The sequence below is a fragment of the Paenibacillus sp. SZ31 genome (genome assembly GCF_012912005.1).
In the GTDB taxonomy this organism is placed as follows: domain Bacteria; phylum Bacillota; class Bacilli; order Paenibacillales; family Paenibacillaceae; genus Paenibacillus.
Window position 1 is genome coordinate 137811 of sequence record NZ_JABBEA010000008.1, and the last position, 17702, is coordinate 155512.

A 17702-nucleotide genomic window follows, 5' to 3' on the forward strand; every position below is an offset into this window, starting at 1 on the left:
ATATGTATTTATATGATAACAATTATCATTATCACTATTGGATTATGCCGTAGGAATGGATTTTTGTCAATGCAAAGTACCATGTAATTCAGATTCTCCGAATAAAAGGAACAGGGACTGCCACTAGGCAATCCCTATCGCACAGGTAGATCAAATGGATGTTTAACTCAGCTGCATCGTTGTGATACACGTATCATCGTTGTCATATGTAGACAGTTGAGTCTCAGCAATTTTTCCATCATGAAGTATACGAATAAGATATGTTCTATCTCGGGGTACCCATAGATCCATAAATCCGTTTGCACCAGACTTCACCATGGTATCCTTCATCAAGGTGTTGCCCTCGGAATCGTGAATGGTTACATTGAACTCCTCGTTGCTCAGTTCCCCCTGACAGCCGGTCAAGCTATGAATTGCACAGGGATGGGTCTGGTCCACGTAGGGCGCAATGGAAAGGAAAAATTCATTTTCAGGCAAATCGTATGTAGTGGTCTTTTTATCTTGATCGGTGACAATTAACTGTTTGGCATTAATGGAGGCAGATTCCGGTGTCTCTTTACCTGTGCTGATATCTTCCACCAATTTTCTGATGTTGGGCGCACTGGCTGTACCCGCCTCATCCTTGCCCGTATTGCTTGCAAACAGATAGGTTCCGATCACAATTACAACTGCAACACTTGCAATGATCCACATTTGTTTTTTCATCTGGAGTCCATCTCCTCGTCCGTTTTGGTTTATTATAAGGTAGAACACAGTGAGACGGACAGATTACGACACCAAAGTCACCATATATTCACATTTTTGTATTGTAGTAAGATTAATCTACTGCCTGTGCACTGTATCATTGATAAGTAAGGGAGGTTGTGTATATGTTTAAGTCTCCATCTGTATCTGACACTGATCGAAGAGTACACAAATCCAAACTGGCTCTGAAGACAGCCCTTCTGGAATGGATGTCCCGTAAACCATTGGCCAGTATAACCATCACCGATATTGTCAAATCCGCCGATTTGAACCGCAGCACATTTTACAAGCATTATGTATACAAAGAAGACCTGTTTGATGAATTGTTAAATGACGTGCTTGACGATCTCAAATCAGCCTATCGAGCACCCTATCAGCATTTCCGAGATTTCGATATGAAGGACCTTAACGCCTCAGCAATTCAAATTTTCGACCATGTACTGGCTCATGCCTCCTTCTATACATTACTGGTTCGTTCTAACGTGCTGTTGGATTTCAGGGATACACTTTATATAACACTTAAGAACTTGTATCTGGAGGATGTAACCGATCTGTCGCCTGATCCACGGTTGGATAAGGAACTTCTCGCCTGTTATCAGGCTAATGCCGTTCTCGGTTTAGTTACGGGTTGGGTGCAAAGCAACTTCAAATACAGTGCCTCCTATATGGCGGAACAACTGTTGGAATTCACACGCATGAACCGCTCCCAAGAGATTTATCGGTCTAATCTCCATTCTGCAACGAGTCCATCAAAATAAAGTTACGCTACAACTCTGTAGTGGTATCTGCTCTTAAAAAGAGGTACTGTCTCCCCTGAAGCTTGAGAATACAGTACCTCTTTATTATCTCGGAACATTCTTTGTAGTTAGTTGCTGATCCAGCCACCATCTACAGGCAACTCAACACCTGTAATGAATTTGGATTCATCAGATGCCAAAAACAGGTAGGCGTAAGCAATATCCATAGATTCACCAGCATGTGGAGGCAGTGGTGCAAGATTTTTGTAATGCTCCCCCATCTCCACCTGGGATTTGATGCCTGCTTTCTCCACCATACCCGTAAACACAGCACCCGGGTGTACGGAGTTCACACGGATATTATCTTTGGCGAACCATTGTGCCCCGTGTTTGGTCAATGAACGTACAGATCCCTTGGAAGCACTATAAGCCGCGCCCTGGGCATCTGCGATTCCACCAATGATTGCTGCAATGGAAGAGGTATTAACGATGGAACCTTGTCCATTCTTCTGCATATAAGGAATGACTGCCTTCATGCCGAGCCATACACCTGTTCCATTAATGGACATAACCTTGTCCCAATCCTCTAACTCAGCTTCCAAAATGCCTTTGGCCATATGGATTCCAGCATTGTTGACCAGAATATCTATTTTGCCGTATTTCGATACGGTTTCTTCCACAACAGCGTTCCAAGACTCTGGGCTGGACACATCCAGCTTCAGCGCAATGGCTTCTCCGCCATCAGCTACGATCTGTTTAACCTGTTCCTCCAAAGCTTCGACTGCCACATCGGTAGCCACTATCTTGGCTCCTTCTTTTGCAAATAATTGAATACCTGCCAATCCCATGCCACTTGCGGCACCGGTTATAATTGCAACTTTTCCAGTTAATCTGCCCATTTCATATCATCCTTTCCTATTACGATGAATGCCTCATTATGACATCCAACCTGCTAACACCTTTAGTATACGGATGAAATGAAAGCTCTTTCAATCAGCAAATAGACAGGCTTTTGTGGGATAACCGATAGTGTGTGCCTCCTTTTGTCTGTTATGTCAAAGTTAATCCACAAATCTAAACCAATCTGTTGTTTTTCACTCTCATACTGTATTCCATCTCAACGTGCCATAATCCGCTCTGCCATTTCCTCGGCTTGCAGCACTGCAGACAACGGGTCAGAGAGAAAATATCTATTCCAATCAAGGTTAATAATCCTGCAGTGATCTGTCTCGATGGATTTCTGCCATGGTTTGCCTGAAGCTTGATCAAGCCCAGGTCTTGGACCATTATCCAACACCAACAGGTAGTCCTCCACGTACCCTCCAACCGCACTCCTCGCAATATCCAGGTACTCCAAGCCTGGCTCCAACAGTTCCTGACGAACTTTGCCTGCCGGCTTCAAGTTCAGTAAGCCATAGGCTGCCTTCCCCCCACGAGTTCCCGTATTTCCCACAAGAGTAATATGTTCTCCCCAATTCGGATCAATAACAGTAAATGTCTTCTCTGCGGAGACTTTGCCTTTGATCGTTTGCTGTAAAGTATGTACTCTCCTCACGTATTCCTTAATCCATGTTTCGGCTTCTGTCCGGCGATTCAGAATACGTCCCATCTCACGAATCTCCTCCGCGACAGAACTGTAACCATTCCCTCCATAGACCACCGTAGGTGCAATCCGGGCATAGGAAGCGTAGGCGGCAGGATTCCAGGTGATGATCAGATCTGGCTCCAGTTCAAGCACTCTTTCAATGGAGATAAAATTATGATTCCCGATATCCTGTACTTGGTCATAGATATAAGGCTCCAGCATTTGGTTGCTTTCAATGAGTGAATGTGGCGCTCCAAGAGGTGTTACCCCCAATGCTAGCACTTCTCCCAAATTCCAGTCCACAACAACACGGCTAGGCTTGTTCGGTACCGTAATCTCGCCCATGCTTGTGGCAAGCAACCGAGTTCTGGCTCTTGGCAACGCGGCCGCCGAGGATTTCCACACTTGGACTCCTTTCAAATCTATAGTCTCCTGTTCTGGCTGGGGCTGGTCAGCTTCAACTATGGATACTGTTCGTACGCTCCATCCGGAATAGTGACTTTCCAAAGCGGCGTGTGGTTGGAAAGTTTTCGGGGCTACATCTGGAATACTGCTCTCTCGACGCTTTCTGTAGAACTCCGGAGAAACCCCATAATGTTTTTTGAAATAACGACTTAGTGTATAGCCATTCTCATAGCCTACTCTTTCCGCGATTTCCTGTAAGGTCCCTTTCGTACTCACCAGTAGTTTCAGCGCCTGTTCCATCCGAATCTGTAACAGCACACGACTGGGACTCGTGTTCAATTGAAGCTGAAACAATTGGTTCAGATACCTCGGACTGCAATCCAGCATTTCAGCAACCTGTTCCATCTTGAGTGATTCCGCGTAGTGACGTTTCAGATAACGGACTGCCTGATCTACCCGATCCAGCTTCGTACGGTTCTTCCTCTTCTCTTGCATTTGTTTCAGCATCTCGGCGAGCCATTGATAGAACAACGCCTTGGTTTGAATCCGGCCTGCTGACTGTATTTCATTCCACTGTCTGTATATCAACTGCATAATTTCAATTAATGGCAAAGGGTACGTTGGTTCAAAACCAAAACTGACTTGCAGAGACTCCGCCCCAGTATATGTTTGGGATTCTTCAGCATTTGGCTTCTCTGACTCTGGTGACGAATACGACAACACATGTAATTCCATTCGCTTCTTAGCCAGACAATCCAGACGCATTCCTTTGGAGGCATGCAGAATATATGTCCCTTTAATGTGATGCATCGCCTGACCCAGCCAGATCTTCCCCTTGCCATTCGTAATTAATAAAAAAGCATTCGAGGGGAGCGTCCACGTATTAGGCTCTTCACTGATGTTAACGGTAATGATTCGAATATCCAGTAATCGGATCGTTATATGCTCCCATAATGCGCCGTATTCTTCTATGTTCATCGTCAAGGACCTTTCTTTATTTCCTCGTTACCACATCCAAAGCTTTGCCTCATCATATATGATAACCATTCTCAGTTCAACCTGTCGATCTGTTCTGAAATGGTTATGCTGCCGCTTCCGAATCGGTTATTGTGCAATTGCAAGTTTCCCTCTAGAGTTATATAAATGAAAATCATTATCAATTAGAAAGAGGGTTCGTCATGTTGTTCAAGAAAGCTTGGTATCGTATGGCCCTGCCGTTTTTGCTGATCATGGCTGTATTCATTAGTGGTTGTACCCAAAAAGAGACGGTGGAATCCGTCAGGACAGAAACAGAAAACGCCGCACCACAGACAAGAACACTCTCTACGATGATGGGAGACGTCACCGTACCCCTCAACCCGGAGAGGGTTGTCGTTGACTGGAATATAGGACATGTTCTGGCTGTCGGAGTAACACCCGTTGGTGTGCCGGGTAGCCTGCTGGATTATGGAATGTTCCTGCGTGACAAGCTTACGGATAGCGCAGATTTGGGTAACCACAGTGAGGTTTCGCTTGAGAAAATGGTAGAGCTGGAACCGGACCTGATTATCACATGGGACCAGGAGAAATTTCAGACCTATTCCAAAATCGCTCCGACTGTCGTATTCGTACCAGATCAGTATGATTCCATGGAAGCCGAAGTAACCGCCATGGGCGAGATTCTGAATCGTCCGACAGAGGCCATAGCGTGGAACGAATCATTTAAACAACGGATCGCAGCTGCTCAGGCCAAAATTAAAGATGTGATTCCGGACGGCGCCACCTTTACCGTTGCCGATTTCAACTTTTTGAAAAATCCAGCCATTATCGGCAATAGCGCCAATCGTGGCGGAAGAGCAGCCTATGAATTGCTAGGACTGACTCCAGCACCCAAGGTAAAGTCGGATCTTCTGGATCAAGATAAAGAAAACCTGGAAGCTAGCGCGGAGGTATTCGGAGAGTACGTGGGTGATTACCTGCTGATGATGGTTACAGAAGGTACGAAAGATCACTCCCTGTTGCCTAACGTCTGGGATAATCTGCCTGCGGTGCAGAACAACCATATCTTCAAACTGGATATCCATAAATATTTCACCGCTGATCCCTATACTTCCATTCTACAAGCCGAAGAGATCGCAGATCGACTCGCAAGTGGACAGACTGAGCTGAATTAGAGCGAGTTTTCAAATCTAGTGAGACCCGAAACCGAACCTACTGTCTGGGATTCAAGACTTTTATCCAGCTCAAAAAAGATTACACAAACAGCGCCCACCAGAACGATTCAGGTGGCGCTGTTTTATTTGGTTTGAATATGTCGCTGTTACCGAAACATTATATCTATATAAGTTGAACTAATCATTTACACGATAACGTAGAGGACAGAAAAAACCTGAAAAAGCGAAGCGTTCGCCTTTATCCCCGGATTTTCCCCTTCGGAAAAGGGGATCAAAAAAATCCTGGGGATAACAGCGATTGGAAGGTTATTCTGTCATCGTAGTGTCAGTGTAAATAATCTTTAGTTCAACTTATATAGTTACACAAATAAGTGTTCATACTTTCGAATCTGGGATCTTAAAATTTGAGCAACTCTCCCAAGATCTTGATCATGTTGTTCAATGAATTGAATAACTGAAGATCGATCGAATCGAAGATTTGTTTCCAGCGCACGTTCTTGTTTTGAAAAATCACTGCTAAATGGCTTCGCCTTAATCTTACGCAATGCAATACTTGTTGGCATGCTTAGCAGATAGTCTGTTGTATCTGACAAAAGTCTTACGAGAATCCTTGCTCACCTGCAAAACGGGGATGGACATCAGCACAAGACAACTCCTCATTAGAAAATCTAATCCAGACATAATCATCATATAACACACCATGGGTTTGTTTTACGATCTCCGAAGCTACATAATCATTCAGACCCAATGATTGCAAAATTTTATCGGCATGGTGTCTGGTGCGAGGGAAGCATCTGGATTCGAAGTAATCCAATACATCTCCTACGGTTACCTTGGACTTGCTTGGAAAAGGGAGAAAAACAGGAGATACACTTTTATCTTGCCATACATCAACCGTTTGATTACTATAATCCAACTTCACTTTGGCAATCACCTGGTCATGCTCCAAGACCTCAAACTCAAGAGGAGAAGATATAAATTTGTTTATTTTTTTCATCTGCTACCTCCCATAGTGATCTTTCATATTTCTTTGTTATGATTATATCATTTCTTCAACTTGTATTTCATTTCCTTACTGCACCATTCTATTAAAAAAGCCCGACGCAATTTCGAGAAAATCTCGAACTTGTTCGGGCTTCTTTAGATTGCCTTCTTTCCGCACAAACCTATCTACGTATTGGAGAGCGCTTTGTTTTTCTCATAGAACCGGGCATTGTGAGAAGATACACCCGCCATATCGGAAGCAGCAGGTTCCAGATACGTCTTGGCACTGTTGACTGCGAGCACTGCATCGTTAAAAGCACCTGCGATCAGCCTGACTTTGCTTCCATAAGTGATGAAATCACCAGCTCCGAATATGCCTGGAATGTTGGTACGCATGCGCTGATCAACGGATACGCCGTAATCTTCACGCGCCAGTCCCCATTGCACAAGGTTGCCGAAATCACGATCATACCCATGGCTTACGACAACTTCATCCACTTCAACAAGTGTGATCTCACCGGTTTCCACATGGGCCAGCTCGACACGATCTATTTTGTCGCCTGCACCGTATAAGCGAGAGATACTATATGGCGTCATGACGTTCGCTTGAGCTTTCATCTGGGCAACAGGCGACTCATGTCCGGTAAATTCATGACGCCTGTGGGCTACCGTAACTTCACTTGCTATTTTGCCCATTTCATTCGCCCAGTCGACTGCGGAGTCACCACCACCCGAGATCAGAACACGCTTCCCGGCAAATCGGGATAGATCAGTTACGGTATAGTGCAGATTCGTCAGCTCATACCGATTGGCACCCTCGACATCCAACTTTTGCACCTGAGTCATGCCTCTGCCCGCACATAACAGGATGGTACGTGTGTAATGACGCTCGCCTGTTTTGGAAATCAGTACAAATACACCATCCTCACGTCGTTCAAGCTCGGCAATTTCCTGCCCAAACACAATCGTTGGCTCGAACGTTCTCGCCTGTCTCTCCAGTGATTCAATCAGTTTCTCACAGCGAATCGAATCAATCCCGCCTACATCCCAGATCAGCTTCTCCGGGTATGTCCGCATGAATCCACCCAGTTCCTGTTTGGCTTCAATGATCTTGGTACGCATCGCTCTCATACCACTATAAAATGAGGCATACATTCCAGCAGGCCCACCACCTACGATGGTAATATCGTAGATATCCAATTGTGTCTCCATCGTCATTTAAGGCACCAACTTTTCAACAACGTAATCCATCAATTTTACAGAACCAATCGGACCCACACCGGATACGAATTGGCTTGTCTTCAACGGGAAGACATGATCATTCTTCACAGCTTCCAGATTCGCCCACACCTGGCTTGCTTTCAGATCTTCCATCGATTTCTTCGTGTCATAACCTACGAGGGTTCTGTCTTCCAGGAAAATATAATCCGGATTCATCTCAGGCAAGAATTCCAGGGAGAACTGGCTAAACCAATCTGTAGAGTCTTTGATCGCTTCAGGACTATTCAGGCCCAGGATATCATAGAAGAAGACACTGCTGCTTCCTCCTTTGGGACCCATGAAACGGTAACGATTGTGCTCTACCCTCAGAACCAATATCGTCTTGTCTCCAAGGGCTGCCGCAATTTTCTCTTTCGCTTGGGAAGCTTTCTCGTCGAATTCAGCCAGTACTTTGGCAGATTCTTCCGTCTTGTCGAATATGGCACCCAGCTTCGGCATAGCACGCTTCATTTCACTGTTGGCATCCACAGCCACCGTTGGAGCGATTTTCGACAACTCGTCATATACGCCCTGCTCCATACCTTCGCCAGCGGTAAGGATCATATCCGGTGACAGCGCAAGCAACTGCTCATAGTTATATTGATATTGCTCGACTTCAATGATCTGGACTCCGTGTTCTTTCAAATAATCAGGACGGTATTCCGCTTCAACCTCTGGAGTTAACATAACGATTTGGGGTGTGACACCCATCTCTATCAGATACTCCGCATAGATCGAATCGAACACAAGCAGATTTTGAGGATGGGTCGGAATCGTTACTTCTCCGAACTGATCCTGCACCACCTTAGTCGCACTTTCATTCGCTGCTTCTTCGGTTGTACTTGCTTCTCCTTCAGTCTGGGCACTTGATGTTCCAGCTGCAGTATTCTCTTCATTGGTTCCACTGGAACATGCCGCCAGCATAATACTGATCACCAACAGCATAATGCCCAACCCTTTAAATCTTCGTGACATGATATACTTCGCCCCTTATATATGTTGATAATGATAATTATTATCAAATAGTATCAAATAAGAAGTGTTGCTTCCATAGCATATCGTGCGCATTCATTTGGATTATTGTGCTCTATCATGAAGAGGTTCCGTAAGATTGCGAATGATCTGATTGAGAATCAGGGCATGTCCTGTAATTCCGTGGCCGTCTACCCACAGATGGGTATCTACGTAAAATATCCGATTATTTTTTACAGCCTTCAACTCGTTCCATTGCGGACTCTCCCATAGTTTCCTCATATTCTCTTCAGCACTGAAGTGCTGCATAATCCGCTTCTCCACAAAAAGATAATCGGGATTGGCTTGTGTCAGCAGATCAAGCGAACACGGGTTAAACCAGGCTGTACCTGGTTGCAGTACTTGCGGCAGTGCTAATCCAAGCTGTTCATATAACAATTGTGATACCCCGTGTGAATGCCCCCCCAGATATCGATAACCAAATGCTTCTACCCTCAGCAGCATGACTGTGGATGCGGATTGAATGATCGGTTGCAACTGTTGCTTCGCTACACTGACTTCGTGTTTCATCTGCTGATGCAGTCTATGAGCCTCTTCTTCTTTGAAAAACCAGGCTGCCAATTGATCGAGCAATGGCTCCACATCTTGATGAAGTCCGGTAAGAATCGGTGCAATTGTGCGCAGCTCCTTTTTGACCTCTTCCGTCAATACGTTTCCTATCAACATCTCCGGTTGAACTCGTCGAACAAGTTCTATCTCCACCTCATACTGTGTAACCTCCAGCATCTGAACTCCATGCGCTATAAATTGTTCCCGATGATGTGGGGACAGCAGGATTGGGGTAACCACTACGGCATGAGGGATCACTCCGAGATGAATCATCATTTCGCCGCAGATGGGAGACAGTGATACGATCTTTCGCTGCGGCATCGTCTGTCTATATTGCTTAGGTGATACGCCAGTCAGTTGTTTGAAGCGCCGGCTGAAGTAATGTGCATCTTCAAATCCAGACTTTTTGGCAATATCCTGAGAGGTTGCTGCGGTCAATAACAGTTCTTCCTGAGCGCGATAGATCCGGTAGTGGGCCAGATAATCCAAGGGTGGCTTACCATATCGTTCACTAAACTTGCGGGAATAATGCCATGGACTAATGCCGGCAATCTGAGCTAACTGCATGCGGGTAATCACCTGATCATAATGCTGCTGCATGTAGTCAATGGAGCGAAGTATGCCGTGTTCCGGCTTCAACTCGTTATCCGGCTGTTTCCGATACAGATTTCTTAACAATTCATATAACAAATGTTGATTCCCAACCCATCCTGCACCCTGATCCTGTGTATCCTCTTCACTCCAATGCTGAATGATACTTGCCAGACTTCCACCAGACAGTTGCACCTTCTGATACGCCTCTCCTGACGGTAAACGCCATTCGAACTTCTCAGCTTCCCGTCGCTCTTGCAACACCGAATATGTATCGAACTGAACATGCCAGCCTGCCAGATCCAGATTTCCACCTTCAATGACCTCCATTACGGAGTTCTCTTCGAGCGCAATTAATTCTCCAAAGGAGACGTGAACTCGGTGTCCATTTATATTCCAGATCGCTTTTCCATCAATAATAAATATCAAGGTGTGACTGAAAAAGTGGTGCAGTTCGCCTTTCGTTATCCATGCATTGGTTAATGCCTTCGTCGACTTCCACTGAGCGATCCATTCCATGTTGTCAGACATATCGTTATCCTTTCAAGGGGAATAATCATCCCGATTTATACGTTTCACTATATCAAAATACATGACAACTCCATAACCAACAAGCTATGGCTTGAATAAAATGGAGGACAGCTATTATACATTTCACACTTGTATTCTTCAGATAAAAAAACAAAAAAAAGCCCGCACCATCAGGCACAAGCTCTTTCTTACAACTTTAATACTACTTTTTCAAAAGTACGTTCTACGTATTACTCGATGCTAGCTTTCGGTGCTGCCTGTCCCGATTTCTGTCCTTTTCCTGCCATCCAATACGTCAGTCCACCAGAGACAACGAAAGCAATAACCACACCAATACAGGTGTGTAACAGATTCAGGCTCCCCTCTTCGATGAAGAGCGGGAGGCTGACCAAGCTCGGATTGCCAACGATAGCGAAAGCCTTGACAGATAACAACCCGAAGTACAGTCCACCCGCTGCTCCACCCAGCAGTGCCGAGTAGAAAGAGGATCTCTTTCTCATGTTGACCGCGTACAACGCAGGCTCTACGACTCCCAGGAGTGCTGTTCCAGTAGCCCAGAAAGCCAGTCTTCTGGATGCTGGCTCTTTCGAGCGCAGACCGTTTGCGAGCGAGGCCCCTGCTTGTCCAATAATCGCCACTATCATAGCCGCAATCACCATGGAACCACCTTCCATAACCATTTCATTAATTATGATGGCAAGTAACCAATAGTGTAATCCCATAACTAACATCAGCGAGAAGAGCGCTCCCAGTAACATTATCGTCACCACCGGAGCGTTAGCTAACAGTGAATCCAATGCCTCTGGCAGATATTCGTCGATCCAAGTGCCGACTGGACCAAGGATCATGAATACCAGTGGAACAAGAATCAATAACGTCAGGAATGGTGCAACCATCCCTTTGGAGAATTTTGGACTTATTCGTTGAACGGCTCTTTCCAGATAGGCCGCTGCACAGATTGTTAGAATGACCCAGATCGCAGTAGTATAAAAAGCAGGCTGGGACACAAGTGGCAAGCCCAGGAAATGGACATCTTGTTCACCTGACATCATCATGGTCATCTCCGGATGGAACATCAATCCGCCAATAGATGCTGCAACATAGATATTGCTCTTCAACCGATACGCTGTACTGATTGCTACCAGTACAGGCAGTAGATAAATCACACTATTTCCAATGATACTGAATATCGTAAAGGTCTGACTGTCCATCAGTGCAGAAGAATCCGCTGAACCGTAAGTATCCATTAACGTAATTATAGCGAGTAAAATCTTAATTACGGCGGCTCCGAGAATCGCAGGCATCAAGGGCCGAAACACATCGGATACAAAATGTAAGATCGAGAACCTGTTCTTCTTCGCGTGTCCTGCTTCCTGCAATGCTGTTCCTTCCGCTGCCCCCACGCCCTGAAGCGCATTGTAGATCCGGGAAGATTCATCTCTTATTGCCAGATGACACTGCTCACCTGTTGCCCGAATATCTGCCACAACATCTGTGGAGGCAAGAACCGACATGTTCAATTGGGTACTGTCCTTCAGTACCAACGTCGTTGTACCTTTATTGTGTTCTACGAGCTTGATGTTCTCCTTGCCACCTGCGAGTTTCAACCAATCTTCAATCTGTGTGTCATGCATTATGTACAATCTCCTCATGTTACGGTAAATCCGTGTTTTGTGATGTATTACGTTCTAATATGCCTCTATCTATATAGACATTTCCACGAAAAAACTTCAATAGGATAATAAAACTAATTTTCCTTACATTTCATGTTCATTTATACAAGGTATATTGACCTACTAAGGTCGAAAAGCAAAAAAGCCTACTCTTATGTAGGCTCTTATCCATCTTTATTTATGAGTCATACTCGCCATATTCACAGCCGACATTCGCGGTCATCAGATGATCGATGCACATAAATGTACACCCTTCATCCTATGACAGTGCCAACATCGCGTTCATATCTTCTTCTGCTGTTGTAATTAACTTCAGACCGAACATGTCCACGAGCACATCCAAGACACCTTCCGATATGAACTCAGGCGGTTTCGGTCCAATCCGAATGTCCTGAATACCGAGGCTGAACAGGCCAAGCAAGATCGCAACTGCTTTTTGCTCAAACCAGGACAGGACGATGCTGACAGGCAACTCGTTCACGGTACAGCCAAAAGCATCCGCCAAAGCCATAGCAATTTTCACCGTAGAACCGGAATTATTGCATTGACCTAAGTCGATATAACGCGGTATACCCGTGTCTCCAACCGTACCATAATCCACATCATTGAAGCGGAACTTGCCACAGGATGTTGTCAGAATAACGGTGTCATTTGGCAACGATGTAGCGAGTTCACGATAGTAGTTGCCGCCTTTACCTGGCGCGTCACAACCTGCAATAACGAAGAATCGACGGATATGACCATCTTTTACCGCCTGAATAATCTCGGGCGCAAGTCCGATCACCGTCTCGTGATGGTATCCTGTCGTTAAGACTTGCTCAGACTGTACATTAGCCGCTGGTAGTGACAATGCACGTTCAATCAGAGGTGAGAAGTCATCCTCTGTAATTTTGGCAACTCCCTCCAGACCCGCCACTTCGTATGAGAAAAAGCGGTCAGCATAGGTGCCTTTGATCGGCATGACACAGTTGGTCGTTGCGAGAATAGCACCCGGGAATTGTTCGAACAGTCTACGCTGATCGTACCAGGCTTTACCGATATTACCCTTGAGGTGGGCATATTTCTTCAGCGCCGGATAACCGTGCGCAGGCAACATTTCCGAGTGGGTATAGACGTTGATTCCTTTCCCTTCGGTTTGACGCAGCAACTCCTCCAATGCATACAGATTATGCCCTGTCACCACGATACATTGTCCTTCGATCTGGTTCTGACTAACCGTAATCGGTTGCGGTACACCAAAGCGGTCCGTGTGCGCACGATCCAGCACGTCCATAATGCGGATTGCTGCATTACCAACCTTCATTGCCATCTCCAGATGTTCTTGTACATTAAAATTCGAGTTCGTTAATGTCATATATAATGCCTCATGTGTAATCCGATCCACCTCAGGATCAGAATATCCCAACTGGCGTGCATGTGTAGCATAAGCAGCGATGCCCTTTAACGCAAAGATCATCGTATCCTGCAAACTTGCAATTGTTTCATTTTTGCCGCATACCCCAACGACGGTACACCCGCCACTCGGCGTCTGTTCGCACTGATAACAAAACATAATGGGTTCCCCTCCAAACATAGATTAAACACGCTTCGTTATGAAATAGCGTAACAGACCCCGATAGGAGCGAGTGTGATGGTGCACACAGTTTCCGATCCAACAGCTATATTTGGTTCTGTGAGACATTATCCACACTGGAAATAAAAACATTCGAAAAAAGGCATATCTCGGCTCATTCTGAAAAATACTGTGTACATAACAGCTGAAAACTTATAAATTCGATAATCTAAAAAAATATGGAAATGAAACGATTCTAGATTTTGCCCGTAAGGGTAATACACAGAGAGAAATCTAATATTCAAGGAGCTGGTCAATTGCAACATTACAGACACAGTGCAGAGGAAACCCTTCAGGATGTGCAGAGTTCCTCCAAGGGACTCACGACCTCCGAAGCTGCTAAGAGACTTGAAACGGCAGGATATAACGAGTTAAAAGGCAAAGATGCAACGCCTGTCTGGAAACTGTTCCTCGAAAATTTCAAAGATCCGATGGTCATCGTGCTGCTGATTGCAGCCGCTGTACAGGTGGTACTTGGACATCTGATTGAATCATTGATCATATTCCTGGTTATTTTGCTCAACGCGGTAATCAGTGTTGTGCAGACCAAAAAAGCGGAGAGCTCGCTCGACGCGCTGAAACAAATGTCTGCTCCCGAAGCCAAGGTCATTCGTGACGGCCAGAAAAAGACCATTCCAGCGAGGGAACTCGTTCCCGGTGATATTGTTATGCTGGACGCAGGCGATTATGTCCCGGCTGACGGGCGTATTCTGGAATCAGGCAGTCTGAAAATCAACGAAGGTATGCTGACCGGAGAATCGGAAGCTGCGGAAAAACACGCAGATGCCATCCCGGATGAAGCGCCTATTGGAGATCGTCGCAATATGGCCTTCAGTGGTTCACTTGTTGTATATGGACGCGGCATGCTTGTCATTACAGGTACGGCACTCAAAACCGAAATCGGCAAAATTGCCGAACTGATTGAAAATGCCGAAGCCAAGAATACACCACTACAACGCAAGTTGGAATCATTCAGCAAAAAACTGGGCTTTTTCATCCTTGGCTTGTCGATTCTCATCTTTGCCATTGAAGCCGGTCGTGTGTGGTTGACCGAAGGTACGGAAAATATCGGACCATCCATCGTAAATGCACTGATGTTTGCTGTAGCTGTTGCAGTTGCTGCTATTCCGGAGGCGCTATCCTCCATTGTGACCATTGTATTGTCACTCGGAACGAACAAGATGGCCAAACAGCATGCGATCATTCGCAGACTGCCTGCCGTTGAGGCGCTCGGTTCTGCCAGTATCATCTGTACGGATAAAACAGGAACACTAACTCAGAATAAGATGACTGTCGTTGATTATTACATTCCCCATGGCACCAAAGACGAATTCCCCGATGATCCCGATCAGTGGTCGGAAGAGGAACGACGTTTGTTACATATTGCAGTGCTCTGCAATGATTCGAATATTAACCAGGAAGGCAAGGAACTGGGTGACCCCACCGAAGTGGCTCTCATTGCCTTCAGCAACCGGGTGAACAAGGATTACAATGAAATCCGTGACCAGTTCCCGCGTGAAGCCGAGCTTCCTTTTGACTCGGATCGAAAGCTCATGAGTACGGTTCATACGTTTGAAGGACAGACGGCTTTGCTGACCAAAGGTGGTCCAGATGTGCTATTCAGCCGCTGTAGTCATGTGTTTATCAACGGAGAAGTTCAGCCACTCACACCCGAGATTCGCACACAGTTTGAAGAGAAAAATGAGGCCTTCTCCAAACGCGCCTTCCGTGTGCTGGCCTATGCGTACAAAAAATTCGATGACAAAAACCAGGTCACCATTGATGACGAGCATGATCTGACACTGGTTGGCCTGACAGCGATGATTGACCCACCGCGTGAAGCGGTATACGGCTCTATTGAAGAGTCCAAAAAAGCGGGCATTCGCACCATTATGATCACCGGAGATCACAAAACGACGGCTCAGGCCATCGGTGTGGATATCGGACTTGCCGAACCGGACGATCTCGCCATTACCGGCGCCGAGCTGGACAAAATGTCCGATGAAGAGCTGGATCAACAACTCGAACACATCTCGGTTTACGCAAGGGTATCTCCTGAAAACAAAATCCGGATTGTTCGTGCATGGCAACGCAAAGGCAAAGTTGCAGCCATGACCGGAGATGGAGTTAATGACGCGCCTGCGCTGAAACAAGCCGATATCGGCGTAGCGATGGGTAGCGGAACAGATGTCGCCAAGGATGCGGCTGCCATGATTCTGACGGATGATAACTTTGTCTCCATCGTGAATGCGGTAAGTGTCGGGCGGATGGTATTTGATAATATCAAAAAAGCCATCGCATATCTGTTCGCCGGTAACCTCGGCGCGATTATCGCCATTTTGTTTGCCCTGATCGTCGGCTGGGTTAACCCGTTTACGGCCCTTCAGCTACTGTTCATTAATCTGGTGAACGACTCCCTACCTGCCATTGCCTTAGGTACCGAAAAGCCCGAGCCAGATGTCATGCGACGCAAACCGCGCGATATTAACGAAGGTATCTTCGCAGGTGGAACCCTGCAGGCTGTGATTACGCGTGGTGTCCTGATTGGTGCGGCTGTTATCGTGTCCCAATATATCGGGCTTGGCATCTCGGAGGAAATCAGTGTCGCAATGGCCTTCACAACCTTGATTCTGGCACGCAGTCTGCAAACATTTGCAGCACGTTCCAACACACAGACGATCTTCCAGGTGGGCTTCACGACTAACAAACTCGTGCTCGGTTCCATCCTGGTGTGTCTCTGTCTCTATGCAATCACACTGATTCCAGGTGTACGCGGCGTCTTCGCCATCCCGGATACATTCGGCTGGAATGAATTCCTGATTGCAGGCGGACTTGCTCTTGTTGCTGTCATACTGATGGATGTCATCAAGTGGATTCGCAATCGCGGTAAACAAGTTACTGCGGCATAAGATCTGCAGATATAACATGTACAAACAGGCGCCCGTGATCGGAGCGCCTGTTTGTTTACATTTTTCACACAGACTAGAGTACAATTTAGAGACATACTGTTGTTATCTAAGACATCCTCACAAAATGTTTAAGCATTAATTTGATATCTAAACACTAACCAACAGATGGACAGGATAAGGGTACATAATCCCCATGATACCGAGGGGATGGTCGCCGACCAGTTGAACTTTTCTTTCCCGTTTGAACCCTTTGTTAATCAAGATGCTATTAAAGCCACTCCAATAATTAAGCCGATCTGGGCAAACAACAACAAAATTCCTTCTACCATGTATATTACTCCCTCACATACTCCGTTATCGATTTGAACATACTTAACGATTAATAAGTCTTTTTTCTGTATCTAATTATCCCTGTTTAATGCCAAAAGCAATCCATCGTCCATCGACATCCTCGATTACAAACTCCTTGTTATTGTAGTCTGTGTGATTGAGGGCACGTACGATTTTCACATCTGCGTTGATCAATTCCTGTTGAAGCTCTTCCTGGTTCTTGGTAATAAAATATGCATCATATCCATAGCCATATAATTCTCTGTTGGGAATGACCTTCTGTCCATTGCTTTGGGTTAAAATAATCTCGGTAAGATCACGATACAGGCAGATATGAGGTTCCACGGCATCAAAATATTCAACCACCCGGAAGCCCATCTTTTCTTCATAAAACTGCGCCGTTCGCTTCATATCCAGCGTCGGAAATACGCTGTGGGACATTAATAATGCATGAGTCATCGGTATAATCCCCTTCATTTTCAGTATGCTATTATGTGTTGCTGTTTCTAATGCTGTTATGTATGTTCAATGATCATTTTAGTTAAATACAGGAAATTCGTCTATTGTTTATTATTAATATCTTTCTAAGCTCATCACTTCCGAACGA

At 45.6% G+C, this 17702-nt stretch carries 13 protein-coding genes; 3 read left to right on the top strand and 10 right to left on the bottom strand.

Features of this window, described 5'->3' with window-relative positions; translation table 11 throughout:
* Positions 1–162: 162 nt before the first annotated feature.
* Positions 163–705 (bottom strand): CueP family metal-binding protein, encoded by a 543-nt coding sequence (locus tag HF638_RS17015; protein ID WP_169481262.1) that lies wholly within the window; start codon positions 703–705, stop codon positions 163–165.
* A 164-nt stretch (positions 706–869) separates the two neighbouring features.
* On the opposite strand from HF638_RS17015, the gene HF638_RS17020 reads away from it, so the two are divergent.
* Positions 870–1502 carry a TetR/AcrR family transcriptional regulator gene (locus HF638_RS17020; RefSeq protein ID WP_169481263.1) on the top strand — a complete coding sequence of 211 codons (633 nt, stop codon included), beginning with the start codon at positions 870–872 and terminating at the stop codon, positions 1500–1502.
* A gap of 107 nt (positions 1503–1609) precedes the next feature.
* On the opposite strand, the gene HF638_RS17025 is transcribed toward HF638_RS17020, so the two are convergent.
* On the bottom strand, positions 1610–2380 hold the full coding sequence (locus HF638_RS17025; RefSeq protein WP_169481264.1) for an SDR family NAD(P)-dependent oxidoreductase: 771 nt from the start codon (positions 2378–2380) through the stop codon (positions 1610–1612).
* A 218-nt stretch (positions 2381–2598) separates the two neighbouring features.
* Positions 2599–4449: an AraC family transcriptional regulator gene (locus HF638_RS17030; protein WP_169481265.1), complete on the bottom strand. Its 1851-nt coding sequence runs from the start codon at positions 4447–4449 to the stop codon at positions 2599–2601.
* 200 nt (positions 4450–4649) lie between these two features.
* Between HF638_RS17030 and HF638_RS17035 the strand changes: the two genes are divergently transcribed.
* Positions 4650–5624 carry an ABC transporter substrate-binding protein gene (locus HF638_RS17035; RefSeq protein WP_169481266.1) on the top strand — a complete coding sequence of 325 codons (975 nt, stop codon included), beginning with the start codon at positions 4650–4652 and terminating at the stop codon, positions 5622–5624.
* A 598-nt stretch (positions 5625–6222) separates the two neighbouring features.
* Here the strand turns inward: HF638_RS17035 and HF638_RS17040 are convergent.
* From HF638_RS17040 to hcp, 6 genes are all read right to left on the bottom strand, one after another.
* On the bottom strand, positions 6223–6621 hold the full coding sequence (locus tag HF638_RS17040) for a hypothetical protein (protein WP_076332907.1): 399 nt from the start codon (positions 6619–6621) through the stop codon (positions 6223–6225).
* 173 nt (positions 6622–6794) lie between these two features.
* Positions 6795–7820, bottom strand: a complete 1026-nt coding sequence (locus HF638_RS17045) for an NAD(P)/FAD-dependent oxidoreductase (protein ID WP_169481267.1) — start codon at positions 7818–7820, stop codon at positions 6795–6797.
* A 6-nt stretch (positions 7821–7826) separates the two neighbouring features.
* Positions 7827–8843, bottom strand: coding sequence for an ABC transporter substrate-binding protein (locus tag HF638_RS17050; protein ID WP_169481268.1), 1017 nt, complete (start codon positions 8841–8843; stop codon positions 7827–7829).
* A gap of 102 nt (positions 8844–8945) precedes the next feature.
* Positions 8946–10571: a helix-turn-helix domain-containing protein gene (locus HF638_RS17055; RefSeq protein ID WP_169481269.1), complete on the bottom strand. Its 1626-nt coding sequence runs from the start codon at positions 10569–10571 to the stop codon at positions 8946–8948.
* Positions 10572–10801: 230 nt separating this feature from the next.
* On the bottom strand, positions 10802–12205 hold the full coding sequence (locus HF638_RS17060; RefSeq protein WP_169481270.1) for a PTS transporter subunit EIIC: 1404 nt from the start codon (positions 12203–12205) through the stop codon (positions 10802–10804).
* A 298-nt stretch (positions 12206–12503) separates the two neighbouring features.
* Positions 12504–13796, bottom strand: coding sequence for a hydroxylamine reductase (gene hcp, locus HF638_RS17065; RefSeq protein ID WP_169481271.1), 1293 nt, complete (start codon positions 13794–13796; stop codon positions 12504–12506).
* 317 nt (positions 13797–14113) lie between these two features.
* Here hcp and HF638_RS17070 point away from each other — a divergent pair, with 317 nt between their 5' ends.
* Positions 14114–16765, top strand: coding sequence for a cation-translocating P-type ATPase (locus HF638_RS17070; protein ID WP_169481272.1), 2652 nt, complete (start codon positions 14114–14116; stop codon positions 16763–16765).
* Between the two features lie 405 nt (positions 16766–17170).
* Here HF638_RS17070 and HF638_RS17075 read toward each other — a convergent pair whose 3' ends face one another.
* Positions 17171–17554 carry a VOC family protein gene (locus HF638_RS17075; RefSeq protein ID WP_211175676.1) on the bottom strand — a complete coding sequence of 128 codons (384 nt, stop codon included), beginning with the start codon at positions 17552–17554 and terminating at the stop codon, positions 17171–17173.
* Positions 17555–17702 lie beyond the last annotated feature (148 nt).

What these genes read in the sequence shown, in the direction of transcription:
- HF638_RS17035 (WP_169481266.1), top strand. Translation starts at nt 4,650, where the DNA reads ATGTTGTTCAAGAAAGCTTGGTATCGTATGGCCCTGCCGTTTTTGCTG.
- HF638_RS17055 (WP_169481269.1), bottom strand. Translation starts at nt 10,571, where the DNA reads ATGTCTGACAACATGGAATGGATCGCTCAGTGGAAGTCGACGAAGGCA.
- HF638_RS17025 (WP_169481264.1), bottom strand. Translation starts at nt 2,380, where the DNA reads ATGGGCAGATTAACTGGAAAAGTTGCAATTATAACCGGTGCCGCAAGT.
- HF638_RS17030 (WP_169481265.1), bottom strand. Translation starts at nt 4,449, where the DNA reads ATGAACATAGAAGAATACGGCGCATTATGGGAGCATATAACGATCCGA.
- hcp (WP_169481271.1), bottom strand. Translation starts at nt 13,796, where the DNA reads ATGTTTTGTTATCAGTGCGAACAGACGCCGAGTGGCGGGTGTACCGTC.
- HF638_RS17050 (WP_169481268.1), bottom strand. Translation starts at nt 8,843, where the DNA reads ATGTCACGAAGATTTAAAGGGTTGGGCATTATGCTGTTGGTGATCAGT.
- HF638_RS17045 (WP_169481267.1), bottom strand. Translation starts at nt 7,820, where the DNA reads ATGGAGACACAATTGGATATCTACGATATTACCATCGTAGGTGGTGGG.
- HF638_RS17040 (WP_076332907.1), bottom strand. Translation starts at nt 6,621, where the DNA reads ATGAAAAAAATAAACAAATTTATATCTTCTCCTCTTGAGTTTGAGGTC.
- HF638_RS17075 (WP_211175676.1), bottom strand. Translation starts at nt 17,554, where the DNA reads ATGACTCATGCATTATTAATGTCCCACAGCGTATTTCCGACGCTGGAT.
- HF638_RS17020 (WP_169481263.1), top strand. Translation starts at nt 870, where the DNA reads ATGTTTAAGTCTCCATCTGTATCTGACACTGATCGAAGAGTACACAAA.
- HF638_RS17060 (WP_169481270.1), bottom strand. Translation starts at nt 12,205, where the DNA reads ATGCATGACACACAGATTGAAGATTGGTTGAAACTCGCAGGTGGCAAG.
- HF638_RS17015 (WP_169481262.1), bottom strand. Translation starts at nt 705, where the DNA reads ATGAAAAAACAAATGTGGATCATTGCAAGTGTTGCAGTTGTAATTGTG.